12 protein-coding genes and 6 pseudogenes are annotated in these 16917 nt (G+C 68.1%); 10 read left to right on the forward strand and 8 right to left on the reverse strand.

The window, feature by feature from the left end:
- Positions 1-319: 319 nt before the first annotated feature.
- On the reverse strand, positions 320-1459 hold the full coding sequence (locus tag OHT51_RS00580) for a PucR family transcriptional regulator (RefSeq protein WP_328876880.1): 1140 nt from the start codon (positions 1457-1459) through the stop codon (positions 320-322).
- 87 nt (positions 1460-1546) lie between these two features.
- Between OHT51_RS00580 and OHT51_RS00585 the strand changes: the two genes are divergently transcribed.
- Positions 1547-2602 (forward strand): ferredoxin reductase, encoded by a 1056-nt coding sequence (locus OHT51_RS00585; protein WP_328876881.1) that lies wholly within the window; start codon positions 1547-1549, stop codon positions 2600-2602.
- Positions 2603-2609: 7 nt separating this feature from the next.
- Positions 2610-3728, forward strand: a complete 1119-nt coding sequence (locus OHT51_RS00590) for a fatty acid desaturase family protein (protein WP_328876882.1) — start codon at positions 2610-2612, stop codon at positions 3726-3728.
- Positions 3729-4298: 570 nt separating this feature from the next.
- Here OHT51_RS00590 and OHT51_RS00595 read toward each other — a convergent pair.
- Positions 4299-4509, reverse strand: a pseudogene (locus OHT51_RS00595) (transposase); the annotation flags it as partial.
- A 103-nt stretch (positions 4510-4612) separates the two neighbouring features.
- Positions 4613-5595: pseudogene (locus OHT51_RS00600) on the reverse strand (IS5 family transposase).
- 166 nt (positions 5596-5761) lie between these two features.
- On the opposite strand from OHT51_RS00600, the gene OHT51_RS00605 reads away from it, so the two are divergent.
- Both OHT51_RS00605 and OHT51_RS00610 read left to right on the forward strand, forming a co-directional pair.
- Positions 5762-6718, forward strand: a complete 957-nt coding sequence (locus OHT51_RS00605) for an IS481 family transposase (RefSeq protein ID WP_328876883.1) — start codon at positions 5762-5764, stop codon at positions 6716-6718.
- Positions 6719-6766: 48 nt separating this feature from the next.
- Positions 6767-7602, forward strand: a pseudogene (locus OHT51_RS00610) (IS5 family transposase).
- Positions 7603-7614: 12 nt separating this feature from the next.
- Here the strand turns inward: OHT51_RS00610 and OHT51_RS00615 are convergent.
- Positions 7615-8184, reverse strand: coding sequence for a dienelactone hydrolase family protein (locus tag OHT51_RS00615; protein ID WP_328876884.1), 570 nt, complete (start codon positions 8182-8184; stop codon positions 7615-7617).
- A 57-nt stretch (positions 8185-8241) separates the two neighbouring features.
- On the opposite strand from OHT51_RS00615, the gene OHT51_RS00620 reads away from it, so the two are divergent.
- Positions 8242-8823: an ArsR/SmtB family transcription factor gene (locus OHT51_RS00620; protein WP_328876885.1), complete on the forward strand. Its 582-nt coding sequence runs from the start codon at positions 8242-8244 to the stop codon at positions 8821-8823.
- A gap of 162 nt (positions 8824-8985) precedes the next feature.
- Here the strand turns inward: OHT51_RS00620 and OHT51_RS00625 are convergent, their stop codons facing one another.
- Positions 8986-9345, reverse strand: a complete 360-nt coding sequence (locus tag OHT51_RS00625; RefSeq protein ID WP_443052688.1) for a hypothetical protein — start codon at positions 9343-9345, stop codon at positions 8986-8988.
- Positions 9346-9619: 274 nt separating this feature from the next.
- On the opposite strand from OHT51_RS00625, the pseudogene OHT51_RS43255 reads away from it, so the two are divergent.
- Positions 9620-9781, forward strand: a pseudogene (locus OHT51_RS43255) (replication-relaxation family protein); the annotation flags it as partial.
- A 1530-nt stretch (positions 9782-11311) separates the two neighbouring features.
- Here OHT51_RS43255 and OHT51_RS00630 read toward each other — a convergent pair.
- Together OHT51_RS00630 and OHT51_RS00635 are read right to left on the reverse strand one after the other, a co-directional pair.
- Positions 11312-11608, reverse strand: coding sequence for a hypothetical protein (locus OHT51_RS00630; RefSeq protein WP_328876887.1), 297 nt, complete (start codon positions 11606-11608; stop codon positions 11312-11314).
- Between the two features lie 106 nt (positions 11609-11714).
- Positions 11715-11936, reverse strand: a complete 222-nt coding sequence (locus OHT51_RS00635; RefSeq protein WP_328876888.1) for a hypothetical protein — start codon at positions 11934-11936, stop codon at positions 11715-11717.
- A gap of 741 nt (positions 11937-12677) precedes the next feature.
- Here OHT51_RS00635 and OHT51_RS00640 point away from each other — a divergent pair.
- On the forward strand, positions 12678-14045 hold the full coding sequence (locus OHT51_RS00640) for a pyridoxal phosphate-dependent decarboxylase family protein (protein ID WP_328876889.1): 1368 nt from the start codon (positions 12678-12680) through the stop codon (positions 14043-14045).
- 376 nt (positions 14046-14421) lie between these two features.
- Positions 14422-14624 (forward strand): annotated as a pseudogene (locus OHT51_RS00645) (esterase); the annotation flags it as partial.
- A 148-nt stretch (positions 14625-14772) separates the two neighbouring features.
- Here OHT51_RS00645 and OHT51_RS00650 read toward each other — a convergent pair.
- Positions 14773-14862, reverse strand: coding sequence for a type I-E CRISPR-associated protein Cas6/Cse3/CasE (locus OHT51_RS00650; protein ID WP_328876890.1), 90 nt, complete (start codon positions 14860-14862; stop codon positions 14773-14775).
- A 339-nt stretch (positions 14863-15201) separates the two neighbouring features.
- Between OHT51_RS00650 and OHT51_RS00655 the strand changes: the two genes are divergently transcribed.
- Together OHT51_RS00655 and OHT51_RS00660 are read left to right on the forward strand one after the other, a co-directional pair.
- Entirely contained in the window at positions 15202-15789 is a 588-nt protein-coding gene (locus OHT51_RS00655; RefSeq protein ID WP_328876891.1) for a hypothetical protein, read from the forward strand.
- A 695-nt stretch (positions 15790-16484) separates the two neighbouring features.
- A pseudogene (locus OHT51_RS00660) lies at positions 16485-16916 on the forward strand (ATP-binding protein); the annotation flags it as partial.
- Between the last annotated feature and the right edge of the window lies 1 nt (position 16917).

Here is a 16917-nt window from a genome sequence, read left to right on the forward strand (position 1 = left end):
CAGCGCCCTCCACGACGACCCGAGAGCCGTTGTCCAGGGCATAGCGGCCCAGATCACCGACCAGATGCTCGATGAGCGCGTCGACGAGCGGGCCGGTGCGCATCGTCCGCCGGATCCAGTCGAGCCGCATCCGCCACCGCGCTTCTCAGAGACAGCGCCCCCGACGGGCTTCCCGAGGCCTGGTCCCGTCTTCACATCCCCCCGTCTCAGCCGGCTCATCCCGCTCTTACCCGGGCCGCATGAGCCGGCTGATGGCACCGACATGAGGCACGATTCCTGGACCGCTCGCGGACGCGGTCGTGGATGGTCGACGTACGCGTCAGCCGGCCCGAAGACCGACCGCCAGCGTCAGCTCAAGGACCCGGTGTGGTGATGCGAGATCCGGAAACAGCTCCCGCAGCTGCGACATCCGGTACCGGACTGTCTGGGGATGGACGAACAACGCCGCCGCCACCTCGTCCCGCCTGCCCTGGTGCAGCAGCCACTCCCGCAACGTCTCCTCCAGCCGCCGTGCGGTCGCGACAGGCAAGGTCCGCAACGGTGCGAGGGCCCGTGTACGCAGGTCTGCGAACGCGTCCACGTCGGCGCTCAGCACCAGCTCGGGCAGGTGGTCCTCGGTGTCGCGAATATCAGAGGAGAGGGAGCGCGCGCGTACGGCTCGTGCGTACGAGGCGGACGCACGAGTCCACGGCCGGGCCGGGCCGACCACGGCGGTGCGCTCGGTCAGCTGCCGCAAGAGATGCGATCGGTCGGCATCGGGGACGAGCAGCACACCGGTGGCGTCCGGCAGATCGTCGAGGACGAGGGTGCTCGGGTCGAGCGCGCGGTAGGCAGGCCGGGCCTGGGCGGCGGGCAGCAGGACCGCGGTCAGCGAGACCGGAGGCTGCCACCCGGCCCTTTGAGCAGACACCAGCAGCACGTCCGGGCTCGCACTGGCGAGGAGGTCGCGAGCCAGGTGCTCCAGGTGGCGCTCGTGATCCCTGCCCCGGGCGGCCAGTTCGTCGGCGTGGCCCGCGGCGCTCGCGGCGGAGAGCTCGTCGATGTAGGCGAAGGTCAGCTCGGCGAACTTGGCGACCTCGGCGGCGGGCAGACCTGCGGGTACGGCCCCTGCTGCCAGGCATCGCCAGGCCACGCGGGCGCCGACGCGGTAGGCGCTGAGCAGGGCGTCCATCGAACGGCCGTCGCGGACCTCGCCGCGGCCCAGCTCGTAGGCCGCGTCGCCGCCGTCGCCGCTCGTGGCGTTCCCGCTCGCGAGGTCCAGGTAGTGCCCCAGGGCGGTACGGACGGCTCGGCGGATGGTGGCGCCCATGTGGCCCGAGAGGGCGTTGGCGTAGGAAGGGACCTCGTCGATGATCGCCTGGACGACCTCGTCGGCGGTGGTCTTCAGCGCGGCCCGAAGCGCAGTGACCGTCGTCTCATCCAGGGCCAGCTCGCTGGCCCTCCGGATTGCATGGCTCACGTTTTTGTTCCCTGCGAACAATTCAGCCGACCAGATTTACGTCCTTCGGTCAGGACTTTACGCCTTCAGGCGCAGCAAGCTGAAGTCATGACGAGTACAGCCCTCCGCAGCAGGGCGTGGAAACTGCTGGAGATGGTCACGACGCCGCTGCTGCCATCGGACTACCTCGACCTGGTCAGCCCGCTGCGTGCGGGCGCTGACCTGCGTGGGCGCATCGAGGCCGTGCACCCCGAGACGGGTGACGCCGCGACCCTCGTGATCAGGCCGGGACGGGGCTGGCGCGGCCACACAGCCGGTCAGTACGTGCGGGTCGGGGTCGACGTCGACGGGGTGCGCCTGTGGCGTGCCTACTCCATCACCTCGCCGACAAACCGCCAGGACGGCCGCGTCACGATCACCGTGAAGGCGATCCCGGACGGCAAGGTCAGCAACCACCTGGTCCGCAGGGCCAAACCGGGCACCCTGATCCAGCTCGACCAGCCGACCGGTGACTTCGTGCTGCCGCAGGCCAAGCCCGCCAAGGTGCTCTACCTGACGGCCGGCAGCGGCATCACGCCCGTGATGGGCATGCTGCGCGACATCGAGTTCGACGATGTCGTCATGGTTCACTGCGCGCCACAGCCGCAAGACGTGATCTTCCGCAACGAACTGCACGACCTGGTCGCGGACAAGAAGCTGCGGCTCACCGAGGTGCACACCGACACAGACGGCATGCTCGACATCTCCCGTCTCGACGAACTCGTGCCCGACTGGGCCGAGCGCGAGACCTGGGCTTGCGGACCCGCGGGCCTGCTCGACGCCGCCGAAGAGCACTGGACCGAGCACGGCGTACAAGAGCGCCTGCACACCGAACGCTTCCGCCCCAGCATCGTCGTCGCCGGCGACGGCGGCGAGGTCACGTTCAGCGCCACCGGCAAGACCGTCGACGCGGACGGCGCCACGCCGTTGCTGGACATCGGCGAGGAGGCCGGCGTGCTCATGCCCTCCGGGTGCCGCATGGGCATCTGCTTCGGCTGCATCACGCCGCTCAAGGCGGGCGCCGTCCGCGACCTGCGCACGGGCGAGATCACCGAGGCCGAGCCGGGCGTCCTCATCCAGACCTGCGTGTCCGCCGCGGCGGGCCCCTGCGACATCGAACGGTAGGAGCACCTTGACCGCCATCGACCCCACCGCCCACCTGACCGCGGAGCAGATCGAGGAGCTTGGCCGCGAGCTGGACGCGATCCGCGACGAGGTGATCGCCAGCCGCGGCGAGAAAGACGCCGCCTACATCCGTAGGGTCATCTCGGCGCAGCGCAAGCTCGAGCTGGTCAGCAGGGGCGTGCTGCTGTTCTCGTTCTTCCCGCCCGCGTGGCTGATCGGCACCGCCGGGCTGTCCGTGGCGAAGATCATGGACAACATGGAGATCGGCCACAACATCCTGCACGGCCAGTGGGACTGGATGCGAGACCCGAAGATCCACTCCACCACCTGGGACTGGGATCACGTCTCGCCGGCCGACCAGTGGAAGCACTCGCACAACGAGCTGCACCACACGTACACCAACGTGATCGGCAAGGACAACGACCTCGGCTACGGCATCATGCGCGTCGACGAGGACCAGAAGTGGCACCCGTTCCACCTCGGGCAGCCGCTGTGGAACTTCATCAACGCCTGCTTCTTCGAGTACGGCATCGCGGCGTACGACCTGGAACTCGGCAAGAACCTGCACAAGCGCCGCCGCAAGAACCCGGAGTTCCGCGCGCGGGCCAAGGACGTGGGCCGCAAGATCCGCAAGCAGGTGCTCAAGGACTACGTGATCCACCCGCTGCTGTCGGGGCCGTCGTTCCTCACCACGCTCGCCGCCACGTTCACCGCCAACCTGGTCCGCAACATTTGGACCCACTCGGTGATCATGTGCGGGCACTTCCCCGAGGGCGTGCAGGTCTTCGAGCGCCGGTCGATCAAGGGCGAGACGCGGGGCCAGTGGTACCTGCGCCAGATGATGGGCTCGGCGAACATCAGCGGCAGCAGGGCCATGCACTTCATGACCGGCAACCTGTCCCACCAGATCGAGCACCATCTGTTCCCGGACCTGCCGAGCAACCGGTACGCCGAGGTCGCGGTGAAGGTGCGCGCGCTGTTCGAGAAGTACGAGCTGGAGTACGTCACCGGCCCGCTGCCCAAGCAGGTGTTCTCCGCGTGGCACAAGGTCTTCCGGCTCTCGCTGCCGAACAAGAAGCCCAAGGTCAAGACGCCGGACCGCGAGCAGGAGCTCGTCGCGGCCTGAATTCCCGGCAATGGTTCAGATCTTTCGGCCGTACCGGCGGCACCGCCGGGTTCGGTGAGATCCGTTGCGGACAGTGGGCGGCCGCGACATCAGACCGGTCGACACGGGTCCGGGCAGCCTGGTGTCCGGCTGCGCTGCCTGGACGTGCGCCAGGAGCTCAGCACACAGCCCCCGGCGGGGTGTTGTAGTGCGCTGACCTCCCGTGGCCGGGCAGGTAGTCGGGTGCGTACGCACTCGGTTTGCCGACGGGCGGGCTGGGTGGAAGGCATGGGCTGTGACGTGGACACTGCCGGAACCGATACTCGCCGCCCCTGTGGCCGACCCCTGCGCTGCTGCCGGGGCGGGCGGGCGAGCCGGAGTAAGACAGGTGACAGGCCCTGGTTGCGGCAGTCTTTCCGGCAGCATTCAACGCGTCACAGGGAGGGAGGCCACGGTGCCGCCCTGGCTTAGAGCTTCGCGCAGGGTGGCGTTCTCCGCTTCGAGTTCGGCGTTCCGCAGGCTCAGCGTCTGGATGTGGTTGGCGTAGGGGGCGCGTGCCTCCCGCTGCTCGGCCGCGTGTCGACGAGGACACCAAGGACGGGAAGGACAGGAAGGACGGAGAGTCAGCGCCTGCCGGTTGCCGTCCTCACCCAAGCGGGCGGCCATCGGCTCCACCGACTTGCGCTGCCCGCAGCAGCAGCCCGCGCACATACGCCTGCCCCCACCGACGCTGATCCGCACGGAAGAATCCGTCGAACAACTCCGCCTCGAACGCCTCCAAGTCCTCCCGGACCGAGGCCATCTCCTCAGGTGTCACACCAATTCCAACGATGCTCATGGAGCATGAGACACGCATGCACAAGTGAAGATGACCAAGCCCTACTAGGGGCTGTCTCTAGTTGTGATCATTGGGGTTTGAGGAGGCTGCTGATCCAGATGGTCGCTGCGCGGAGGTGGAGTCCGGCGAGGTAGCTCTCGGGTGTCTTGTCGTAGCGGGTCGCGATGCCTGGCCAGTCCTTCATCCTGTTGATGGCCCGCTCGACCGTGTTGCGGTCGCGGTAGAGATCGGTGTCGTGGGTGACGGGCCTGCCGCCACGGCTGCCTTTCTTCCTGCGGTTGGCGGCCTGGTCCTTCTTCTCCGGGATGACTGCCTTGATGCGGCGTTTGCGCAGGTGGGCGCGGATGGCGCGCGAGGAGTAAGCCTTGTCGCCGGCCGCGGCATCCGGCCGGGTGCGGGGACGGCCGACGGGCAGACGGACCCGGACCTTGCTCAGGACCGGGATGAACTGGGGACTGTCGGCGGCCTGCCCGGCGGTCAGAAGGAGGGCCATCGGCCGGCAGCGCCGGTCGGCAGCCAGGTGGATCTTGCTGGTCAGGCCGCCGCGCGACCGTCCGAGCAGAGCGGCCTTCAGCCGGGCCCGCCGTCGTAATCGGATGCGTTGGCGTTCGGCGCGGACCGGATCGCTTTCACCGTCCTGCCCGCCTTGCCCCTCTGACGCTCCCCCTTTTGCAGGGCCGCCTCCTCGAGTGCGGCCAGGGTCTGTTCGCTGACCCGCATGCCGGCGGCGTCGTGATGGGCCCGCGTGGTGGTGGAGTCCACGCTGACCAGGGACATGTCGATCTCGTCCCTGCGGGCGGCCTCGGCGATCGCTTCGTCCAGCAAGGTCTGGAAGACGCCCGCGTCCCGCCATCGCATGAAGCGGTTGTAGACGGTCTGCCAGGCGCCGAACCGTTCGGGCATCTCTCTCCACTGGCTGCCGGTGCGGAACCGCCAGATCACCCCCTCGAACTGCTCACGCAGACGTTCGGGGTACGGGCCGAACCTGCCGACCGGCAGGAACGGCCCGATGAACTCCCACTCACTGTCAGTGAGTTGCGCACGCGTCACACCACAGCCTTATCGCACCGGTCCCCACCCCAAGCCACTTAATCACAACTAGAGACAGGCCCTAGGTGTATTGATCACGAGCGTTGTTGACGCGGCCGGTCTTGATCGTGGCGAAGGCCCCCGTGTGTGGTGGAGGTGTCGAAATCTTCACCGCACGGAGGCCTTCGTGTCCCACCGTAATGCCCGGCTGACCGTTCATGGCAGGCGACTGCTCGTCGAACGCGTCCGTTCCGGCCGTCCCGTCGCGCACGTCGCCGCGGAGATGGGCATCTCCCGTCCCACAGCCCACAAGTGGATCCGGCGCTGGCGGTCCGAGGGCGAGAGCGGACTCACCGACCGTTCCAGCCGTCCCCGCAGGACACCGCACCGGACCGCAGTCGCCATCGAGGCGCATGTCTGCAGGCTGCGACAGGACCGCAAGCTGGGCCCGGCACGTATCGGACCGATCCTGGGCCTGCCCGCCTCCACCGTGCACCGCATCCTCACCCGGCACGGCCTGAACCGCCTGGCCTTCCTGGACCGACCCACCGGCCGGCCCATCCGCCGCTATGAACGCGACCGGCCCGGCGAACTGGTCCACGTCGACGTCAAGAAGCTCGGCCGCATCCCCGACGGCGGCGGCCACAAAGTCCTGGGCCGACAGGCCGGCCGAGCCCGGCGCAGCAGCGTGGGCTTCGACTACGTCCACTCCGCCGTCGACGACCACAGTCGCCTCGCCTACAGCGAGATCCACCCGGACGAGAAGGCCGCCACCTGCGCCGCCTTCCTCCGCCGGGCCGCTGCCTTCTTCGCCACTTGCGGCATCGACCGCATCGAGCGGGTCCTGACCGACAACGCCTGGCCCTACCGCAAGAGCTTCGCCTGGCGCCAGGCCCTGGCCGACCTCGGCGCGACCGGCAAGCTCACCCGCATCTACCGGCCGCAGACCAACGGCAAAGTCGAACGCTTCAATCGCACCCTGCTCGACGAATGGGCCTACCTGCGGCCCTACACCACCAACCAAGAGCGGACCGAAGCCCTCACAGACTTTCTTCACACCTATAACCACCACCGCTGCCACACCGCACTCGGCGGACAGCCACCCATCAGCCGTGTGAACAACGCTTCAGGTCAATACACCTAGGGCCTGTCCGATAGGTCAGTGACGAGCTGGACCGCCGATCGTTCAGCACTGCGTGAGCGAGATGATGTGACTGATTTTGAATGGGCCCAGCTGGAGCCGGACTTGCCGAAGAGCACCGGTCGGGGCGGACGCTGGAAGGAACACCGGAAGATCATCAATGGGATCTTGTTCCGCATACGGACCGGCATCCCGTGGAGGGACCTTCCAAGGAGGTTCGGGAGCTGGCAGACCTGTTACGACCGGCACTGGCGGTGGTCCGCGGATGGCACTTGGGAGAGGATCGTCCGGGCCGGCCAGGCCGGTGCCGACGCGGATGGCCGGATCGACTGGTCCGGTGAGTGTGGACTCCAACAGTGTGCCGTGCTCATCAACACGCCGCTGGCGCACGCAAGCAGGCGCCGCGGAAAACGGGCAAGCGCACCCGGCCCGCTCAGCACCGCCCCGATGAGGCGCTGGGCCGTTCGCGCGGGGGCCCGACAACAAAGATTCCCTTGGCAGGTGAGGGCGGTCTTCGGCCTCTTGCCATGCTGGTCCGCCTTCGCGTGCCTCGGCTGGACGGCGGCCGTCCCCGCACCCGGCCGGACCATCTCAGTGGCGACAAAGCGTACTCGTCACGCCGCAACCGCCGTTATCTGCGGCGTCGGCAGATCAAGCACACCATCCCCGAGCGCCGTGATCAGCGGGCCCACCGCCTGCGCCATGGCAGCAGCGGCGGCAGGCCCACCGGCTTCGATGCGGCACGCTACGGCCGCAGAAACGAAGTTGAGCGGCTGATCAACCGATTGAAGGCGAACCGGGCAGTGGCCACGCGATTCGACAAGAGGGCGTATGTCTCTTACGGCACCTTGACCGTCGCAGCTCTGCACCTCTGGCTTTGCGCGTGACCCGCCAACAACCTAGCGCGAGCCGAGGAACTCGATCGCCCGCTGGGTCAAGAGCTTGGCAGCGTCCGGGTCGTAGGACGGCAGCGAATTGTCCGCGAAGAGGTGCTGGTCGCCGGGGTACAGGAACATCTCCGCATCAGCGCAGTCGGAGACGAGCGCGCGGGCGGCGTCGATGTCCTCGGCGAAGAACGGATCGGCTTCCTTCGCATGCACCTGCACCGGCACGCCGTCAGGCCATGCCGCGCCGAACTCCGACACGGGGATGCAGGCGTGGAACAGGAGTGCACCCCGCGCGCCCGCCCGCGTCTGCGCCAGCTTCTGGGCGGGCAGCACACCGAGTGAGAAGCCGGCGTAAACGGCGTCCTGCGGCAGGAGTTCGGCCGCGCGGACGCCGCGCTCGGTCATCTCGCCGAAGCCGAGCTGCTCGACGTAGCCCTGGCCCTCTTCGAGGGAGTCGAAGGTGCGTCCGTCGAAGAGGTCGGGCGTGTGGACGGTGTGGCCGACCGCGCGGAGTTCGTCGGCGAAAGCGGCGACTCCGGGCGTCAGCCCCTGCGAGTGATGGAACAGTACGACCGCTGTCATGCCCAAACCCCTTGCTTGTGGGTAGCGAATGATCCGGAAGTTTAGAATAATCGAAGAGTGTCGAACAATCCCCATCTCCCCGACTACGACCTCTCCGACGTCACAGATGTGACAGCCCCGGCCCAGCTTCGCGCGCTGGCCAACCCACTGCGCAACGCCGTCCTTGAGCTGCTCCTCGAACGCGCCGCAACGGTGAGCGAACTGGCCGCTGCACTCGGCCGCCCCAAGAGCACGGTCGCGCACCACGTGAGCGTCCTGGTGGATGCCCAGCTGCTGAAAGTCGTGCGGACCCGCCGGGTGCGGGCCATTGAGGAGCGCTACTACGGCCGCACCGCGCGCATCTTCCGCGTCGGCACGGTCAGCCCCACAGACGGGGCCGAGGGGCCCTACTGCAACAACGATCTCGCCACGGCCGCGGCCGAGTCGGCCTCCGCACATCAGGCGGATCAGCTCTCCTCGATCGTGCGGCATGTGCGGATCCCGCGGGAGCAGGCCCGCGAGTTCTGGGCGCGGGTGTTGGAGCTTGCCAACGACTACGCGCAACTGCCACGCGGAGGCGATGTGGTGTACGGCTTCGCTGCCGGGCTCTACCCGACCGACCATCCGGCGCTGCCAGAGGCCGAGTCTGCGGCGGACTGACCTGTACCGCAGGTCGTGTCGTCCGCAGCCACGGCCTGCAGCACTCGAACCTTCACCACCCCGGCCTCATCTCACGCAGCAACCCACCGAGTCACATGACCTGTCGGATGGACAGGTGGGCTCGTCGCAGGATCAACGAAGTCAGGCGAAGAGGAGCCACCTCTACGGGCCCTCGGGGCTGGTGTCCCCAGCTCGCGCGGATGCCGCCGGCTCCAGCAGGCACCAGCCGTCGACCTCCACCGCCCGCCGCTCCCCTGGCTGCCAGGCACCGGCCAACGCCACGTCGAGCAGAGCCCGGACGGCGCCCGGCTCGTTCAGGTTCAGGTCTACACCCCGGATGAAGCCCACGTCCCCGGAGCCGAAGGGGGCGCCGCCCGGGACGTACCGGCCGGGACCGGCGGCAAAGAGAATGCGCAGCGGGCCGCCGGTGCCGGCCGGTTGCGGAGACAGGGTCAGGATTTGGCGGCAGTCCACGGACCGGCCGTCGGCGTCCCTTCGGTGGCTATGGCGCATCGTCCACATGTACACGCGCCCGTTGGCGACCAGCCGGCGAGGCTTCTTCGAATGGCGAGACACGTAGCCGAGGGTACGCGGCCTGACCTACGAGACGCCCTCAGCATGACGGGCAGGCCCGTTGCAGCCTCACAGGGCCTTCCAGGAAGTGGAACCCGGCGGTGAATGCGCCTGTGCTCATCGCCCCTGTACGCAGCAGCCGGTTTGAGGAGCCCCGAACCTCAGCGGCACCATCGCCCGGCGTACGGGGGCTGACTGACCCGGCGGCGTCCGTTGTCGCTGCAGACTGTTCCGGTATGAAGCCCAACCCGTCGGCCGCCACAGGCTGCCTTCCGCCGGTCCGGCGTGGCTGCGCTGGTACCCCATCTACCCTCGCGTCCTTTTCGTACTCACCGGCGCCTCCCGGGTCAGGCTGAGGAATCGGATCAGCGAGCCCCATGGCATGTGTTGAGCGGACATCGTGCCGCACGGCGGCGGCGTGCGTGGCGTTCGGGGAAGGCCGGCACCCGCCCGTCCCCGTTGTGCCTGGGGTGCTCGGGGACGGGCGGACGCTCTGTGGGCGGACGCCCTCGACGGGGGTGACGGGGGCGACCGCCATGCATCCCGCTACCGGCGCGTTCGGCGACGCTGCCGACAGCGGGGATGGCTCTCAGCTCGGAGATTCGCCCTCATCGTGAGGCAGCGGGCACAGGTCTAGCCCGGGCGCGAGACGCATCATCTGCTGATCGCGGTGTACCTCGCAGTACCTCCGCCCCCGAACGCGGTTCAAGCGCCAGTCCTCATCCAGCTCGCGCCGTGTCGGCGGGCGGTACCTGTAGCTGGTGGCCATGGCCTGCTGCTCCTAGTCGTTGGGCTGCGGGGTGGGCGGGTCATCGTCGGGCTTCGGCTGGGGCGGCCAAGTCGCAACGGTTCCCAGAGTGCTGCTCATGACTGCCTCCTTTCCTTGCTCGGACCGACTACGGTCAAAGCCGGTCGGTCTCTTGACGCGGACGTGCCGCCGCGCTCCGGTGCTCGACCTGTCCAGGGGCGTGGACACCGGGGCGGGGTCTTGCAGACCCCTCCCGCTCGAGGCGTGCGGCCTCGGGTGAGAGGGGGCTCAGAGGCGGCGTTACAGCGGTCGGACGGGCGCGATGTGGGTCACGGGGCGTTCCGGCTCCTCGAATGGCATGAGCAGCCGCAGCGGCGTTGCAGAATTAGGCCGTTCCCGTGGGGCAGGGGAATGTCCCTGGTCTGGCGGCAGTCGCGGGATTCCGTAGGCCTGCAGCAGCTCATCTGCGAGCGACCTGGCCGCCCACCCGACCCAGAACGATCTGGGTACTGGCCGGCGCGTCCACGCCGCGCTGGTCGCCTGGAGGAACACGCACGTACGGAATCCGTGACACCGGCCGCACAGTGGCCAGCCGTCCCAGGCCTGCGGCACAGGGCCGCGGAGCGCACGCCGCGCACCGCCCGGACCGGCAGCGTCAGGTGGTCTCGCGCGGCGTGCCGCGGCCGCGGTCACGTGAGCCGGGGCGAGGAAGAGACGGTCGGCCATCAGGCACAGCGTGTTCCCGGTGGTGGTCCACTCGCTGCCAGCGGCGATTCGCAGCGGGAAGCAACGCAGGGTTCGGGAAGAAGATCTACGCGAGCGTGAGCGGGAGCCTGTCGCCCGGTTGGAGGCTCGGGAAGCTGCGGGCTCAGATCCCCCGCATCACCACATCCGTGACGTGCGCTGGGGCGTACGCGGCACGGTCCGGTTGCCGCGGCTGGAGTTGCAGCGCCGGTGTGCGGAGGGGGCGAGGAGGTCCATCGCCGCGGGACAGTGGCTGCTCGTTGTCGAGGGTGGGCGACGGCGGGTGACGGGCGTCAAGCTCGTAGCCAATGCTCTGGCCGCACAGCCGGCAGGGCGGACGCTGGGCTCGGAGCCAGTCGCAGTGTCGGCGGTAGAGCGCGCCCGTTGCGCGGGTTGCCAGCGACGGGCGCCCCCTCCAACAGCTCAGGGTGCCGAGGTCTCCAGGTCTTCCAGGGTGTCGTCGAGGCTGGCGTCGATGTCTCCGAGGGAGTCCTCCAGTTCCTTGCCGACGACTTCACCGGCGATCTCTTCGAGTTTCTTGTCGCTGATGCCGTCGCACACGTCCGGCCGGCTGCCTTCCTTGCCGCTGTCCACGGCGTCTTGCATTTCCTTGGTGAGTGCCGCCTTACAGGCTGCCGGGTCGGCGTTGGTGTCGCTGCTGCAGCCGGTGAGGGCGGCGATGGCGAGCAGGGCAGCGCACGCTGCTGTACGGGTCTTCATGATCCCCCCGGTGTTGCGGCGCTTCTGGATTGAGGTATCCCCGATGCTCGGCGTCCTGTGGGCCCGGTGGACTGCTGCTGATCCGAGGGCAACCACCTGGCGGGCGTCAGTTCCACGGGTCCTGGTAGGGGTCTTCACGCAGCACCTTCGCCGCGGCTACACAGAGGTCTTCGCCGTAGAGCTGGTTGCTGCCCCATTCGGAGCCCCACAACTCGGACGCAGCCTGGGCCACAGCACGCCAGGAGAAGTCCTCGTCGACCCGCCACTTGCGGATCTGAGCAGCCATCTCGGGGGTGATCGTCGCCGGATCCACAGTGTCGCGTGTCATTCCACGACCCTAGGGACGCCGCGGAGTACGTGGCCACCAAATTACGTCCTCTACCGCTCGTCGGACGGGCCCCTGGGCTTCACTCTCAGGACTCGGCAGCACACGGCGTACAGGAACTCCCAGGACCTCGGGAGCTGGGAGTGCCGAGCTGATCCCTGACAAACCCGACTCCGCCAGCGTCCCATCGATGACGCCTCCGCAGAAGTAGGTGAGACGCCGCCAGACGCCGATGACGCCCTACCCCCACCCCTTACTTGAGGGAGGGACAGTCCTGCTCGCTGAGACTCCTCACCCACCCGTCGCCGTTGGCTCCGCCGCTGAGCATCCCGGTGGCTGCGTCGCCGAGATCGACCCGACGTACATCGACGACCCGAACGGCTATGTACTTCCCGAAGCAATCCGCGGCGCGTGGTCGGTGGACAACAGCGGGAAACTGACAGGTGAGTACCCGGAGAATCCCCGTCACGGGGTGTACTCGAGCGGGCGGGTGACGAAGCCTCGACGGCTTCCGCCCCCGCGGGCCCGCCTCCGCCCAGGTCTGGTTCGGCAAACACCCGTACCGTCTGGCCCCTGGCAAACAGTCGTGCCAGGCGTCGCCGATGACTCCTGTGGGACTGCTGCCTCTCCCCCATGCGTGCGCTGACAACAATCAGCAGGTGAACGTCTGAGGTATCCATCCGACGTCGTTGTTGCGCCACGTGCCGGTTTGCGTGCCGACAGCCCCGCTCCCTAGTCTGAGATATGGACGCGCGCGAGATGGCGCTCCACCGGGCGTACGAACACGCGGTGCGCTGGCTGGCCGGACTGTCCGACCGACCAGTCCCCGCTCGTGCCCCGGCCGAGGAGATCGTCCGCGCGCTGGGCACCACCTTGCCCGACGACCCCACGCCTCCGGCCGATGTGATCGACTTGCTCGCCACGGCCTGCGAGCCGGGTCTGACCGGCTTCCCTGGAGGCCGCTTCTACGGCTTCGTCGTCGGTGGCAGCCTCCCCGCCGCCGTCGCCGCGGACTGGCTGGTCACCGCCTGGGACCAGAACTGCGTCATGCGGGCCGTCTCACCCGCCTATGCGGCGGCCGAGGACATCGCCGGCACATGGCTGCTCGATCTGCTCCACCTGCCCCACGCCTCCGGCGTCGGCTTCACCACCGGCGCCACCATGGCCAACTTCGCCTGCCTGGCCGCGGCACGTGACGCCATGCTGAGCAACGCCGGCTGGAGAGCGGCCCGGGATGGACTGGCCGGAGGCCCCGTCGTGCGCGTCGTCGCCGGCGCCGAGCGTCACATCGCCATCGACCTCGCCCTGAGCTATCTCGGTCTGGGCGAGCCCGAACTGGTGGCGACCGACGATCAGGGACGCATGCGACCCGACGATCTACGCCACACGCTGACCACCGGGGCGCCGGGACCTACCATCGTGATCCTGCAGGCCGGCAACCTGCACTCCGGCGGCTTCGATCCCTTCCCTCAAGCGGTCAGTGCTGCCCGTCAGGCCGATGCCTGGGTCCACATCGACGGGGCCTTCGGGCTCTGGGCGGCCGCATCTCCCCGCCTCGCCCACTGGACTGCAGGGTGCCCCGACGCCGACTCGTGGGCCACCGACGCACACAAAACGCTCAATGTCCCCTATGACTGCGGTCTGGCTGTCGTGCGTGACGCGGCAGCGCTCCGGGCGGCGATGAGCCGAAAGGGCGCCTACCTCATCCACGATACGCGCGGCGATCCGGTCGACACGGTGCCGGAGCTCTCGCGACGCGGACGCGCCTTTCCGGTGTGGGCAGCTCTGCGATCACTGGGCCGCAAGGGAGTTGCCGACCTCGTCGACGGCTTGTGTCGGCATGCCGCACAGTTCGCCACCGGCATCGCGGCGATCGACGGCGCGACCGTCCTCAACGACGTTGTCTTCACCCAGGTCTGCGCCACGTTCGGTGACGACGCGCACACCGACCGGGTCATTTCCCGGCTGCTCGACGAGGGCACCGCCTGGATCGGCGGCTCCACCTGGCAGGGGCATCGCGTCATGCGCATCTCTGTGAGCAACTGGTCCACCACCGACGACGACGTAGCACGCACCCTGACCGCGATCCGGCGTGCTGCGGCCGGCGCCTGACCGGCGGCGCCGGGCTCCGCGGCGCGACGTGGCCGCAGCACCGCCGTGAGCACGGTGAGAGGCCGGCAACAAACCGCCTGCCAGAGGGGCGGCAGCACCAGCCAGAGGAAGGCACGACCCGCGTCCGGGTTGCCGCGATCACGGTGAGCCAAGGTCGCCATGCCGCTACTGATGAAGCACAGGCTCTACGACGTTTCCGCCGCCGGCCCGCCGACGGAAACCGGAAACACGCCCACGTCCACGTTTGCGGCAGGTTGCGGCTTGGGCTCGGGGGACGACGATGGATCGGGGGCGGTTCCAACGGAGGGTGGATCACCAGCCGAGCCCGTGAGGCCGCAAGAACAGGGCACACCTGTGCTCGCGACATGGAGTGAACATGACCGAGCTTCCTCCGCCGATCACGCCATACCTGGAGCCCACCGCACAGGAGCTGTGCGAGGCCACCGATCCGCATCCGCGGATCTACGAGGGCCCCGGGAGAAGGGCCGTGACATCCTTCTCGGCCTGCAGAGTGATCCGAGTGATCCCCAGCCCGAGGTCGACGAGGAGTGGGTCGACGGGCCCGCTGCTCCCTGTGGTCGTGGGGAGCGGAGCAACTCACCTCGCCGACACCCCCGCGGATTGTCCCGCGGGTGCGGGGAGCAGCAGTCTCAGATCACCTCGTTGGCAAAGAAGCTTCGACCATCGGTGCCCTGGCGCGGTGTAGGAGTAGGCGCTCTTGAGGTAGTCAGCGGATGAGGACAAGTCCACAGCCATAGGCACGGGCGCGTCCGATTCCCTCATTGAGGGTGGTCACGAGGGTGTTGGGGTCGGTCACGGTGAACGTCCCTTGATCTCGGCGCGGGCTACCGTCAGGCCCTCGCGGCTGGTGCTCTTAATAACCTCCCTGAGGGGCCCGGTCCCGGGCCGACGTCGGTACCATCCTCGCGATGTCTTCTGACGACGTGCCCGCATCCCCGGCGCCGGTCGTGGCTGCAGTTCTGATCCATGCGCTGCAGGCTGCCGTCCGGCACGCACAGCCCATGGGACGGAACCAGCAGGACCGGTCGTAAGGGAGAGGAAGCTCGTGGTGCGGGAGTGCTGGTTCTGCGGGAATGCCACACCGGCGTCCTGGCACGACCGCGTCCTGGGGCTGCATCAGGGTGCCACAACCACCATGACCCCATGGATCGTTGTGCTGCGCACCAAGTGGCGCCAGGAAGTCGTGTATGTGCCACGCTGTGCCCGCTGCCACACCGGACATCAGATCGAGCAGACCGCGGCGGTGCTCTCCATAGCCGCGTTGATCGCCTACGCTGCCAGCGGCCGGCTGGACCAACTCCTCCGTATTCTGCCGGCTTCGGCCGGAGAGTGGACGGTCTCGGCGATCTGGGCGGCCGTGGCCTGCCTGCCGGGGCTCACCTGGAACGCCATCAGGCAGGGTTGGCTGCCGTGGCGGCGCCTGGCCCCCCGCCGCCTAAGCTATGCCCGCCATCACCCGGAGTTCATCCGACTCCTGGACGAGGACTGGAAACCCAGGCCGGGTCCCTTCCCCTACTGGGGAGACCCGCCCAACCCCCATCACTCTCCGCCGCCGAGCAGATTCAGGCGACTTATCGGACGCGTCACCAACATGGCGGGAACTGCCTGCGTCATCGGCATCCCCATCTCTTACTTTCAGGGCTACGAGGAACTGGCCGGAGGTCTCATCGCGGCGGCGGCAGGGCTGTTCGCCCTGTCCTCGAAGATCAAACCCGATAACTGAACGCCATCTCCGAAGCCCTTTGCAACCGTCGGCCGACCAGATCGTGGGTGGCGACCACTGTGCCAGTTCGGATCGACGCCAACAGAATCCCTGTACGACCCAACACTCCCTGAAGTGCGCTTTACGGATGAACAGCGGCCCATGCTAGAACGGGGGTTGGACCCACCTGAGCGCCGAAGAAGATTGATCACCAGTGAGCCTTGGCCCCACCCGAGAGGAGACTGCGAGTCCTCCCCCGGTGAACTCACTGGCGTAATCGGCCTATAACAGCTCACCGTGCCGGGGGGGTGGCTTTGTTGGTGAGTTTCAAGAACGTCTGATGCTCAGCGGCAGGAACGCCCGGTTCCACGGGAGAGTGATGTCGCTGAGTTTCGAGAACGCCTCGGCGCTTGCTTCGGGACCATGGTTGTGCTCTGCACGACGAGGGGGCCCGGGTGTTGCCGAAGTCCAAGGTCGATCTGTACGGGCGATCCGTCGTGACGCCAAGGGCGGCATGTGGCTGCGGGCGGTCATGCGGAAGCACGGCGCCGGCTTCGAGACCGTACAGAAGGCCCTGATCTCGGCGTTGCCAGAACCGCGGAAGATGATGGAGCCGCGGGAGACACGGCTGGACCCCTACAAGCCGGTGATCGACGGCATCCTCACGGCCGATCTCACCGCGCCGCGCAAGCAGCGGCACACCGTCAAGCGAATCTACGCGCAAGTCTCACCTGCTGATCGCGCTGGGCACCGAGGCCGCGATGGCCGACTACCGGGTCAAATACGTGCTGGCGACGAAGCTGGTCAACGAGCTCGTTGAAGCCGCCGATGAGAAGCAGCTGACCAAGACCATCGCCCGCTACGGCCGCGTCGATCTCCTCTGCATCGACGAACTCGGCTACATGGAACTCGACCGCCGCGGCGCCGAACTCCTCTTCCGGGTCCTGACCGAACGCGAGGAGAAGAACAGCGTCGCCATCGCCTCCAACGAGTCCTTCTCCGGCTGGACCAAGACCATCACCGACCCCCGCCTCTGCGCGGCCATCGTCGACCGCCTCACCTTCGGCGGCAACATCATCGAAACCGGCACAGACTCCTACCGCCGCGCCACTACCCGGGCCCGGGCCGAACACCAGCCTGCCAGCTGAA

Origin of the sequence: Streptomyces sp. NBC_00299, assembly GCF_036173045.1 — a bacterium.
Taxonomy (GTDB): Bacteria; Actinomycetota; Actinomycetes; order Streptomycetales; family Streptomycetaceae; genus Streptomyces; species Streptomyces machairae.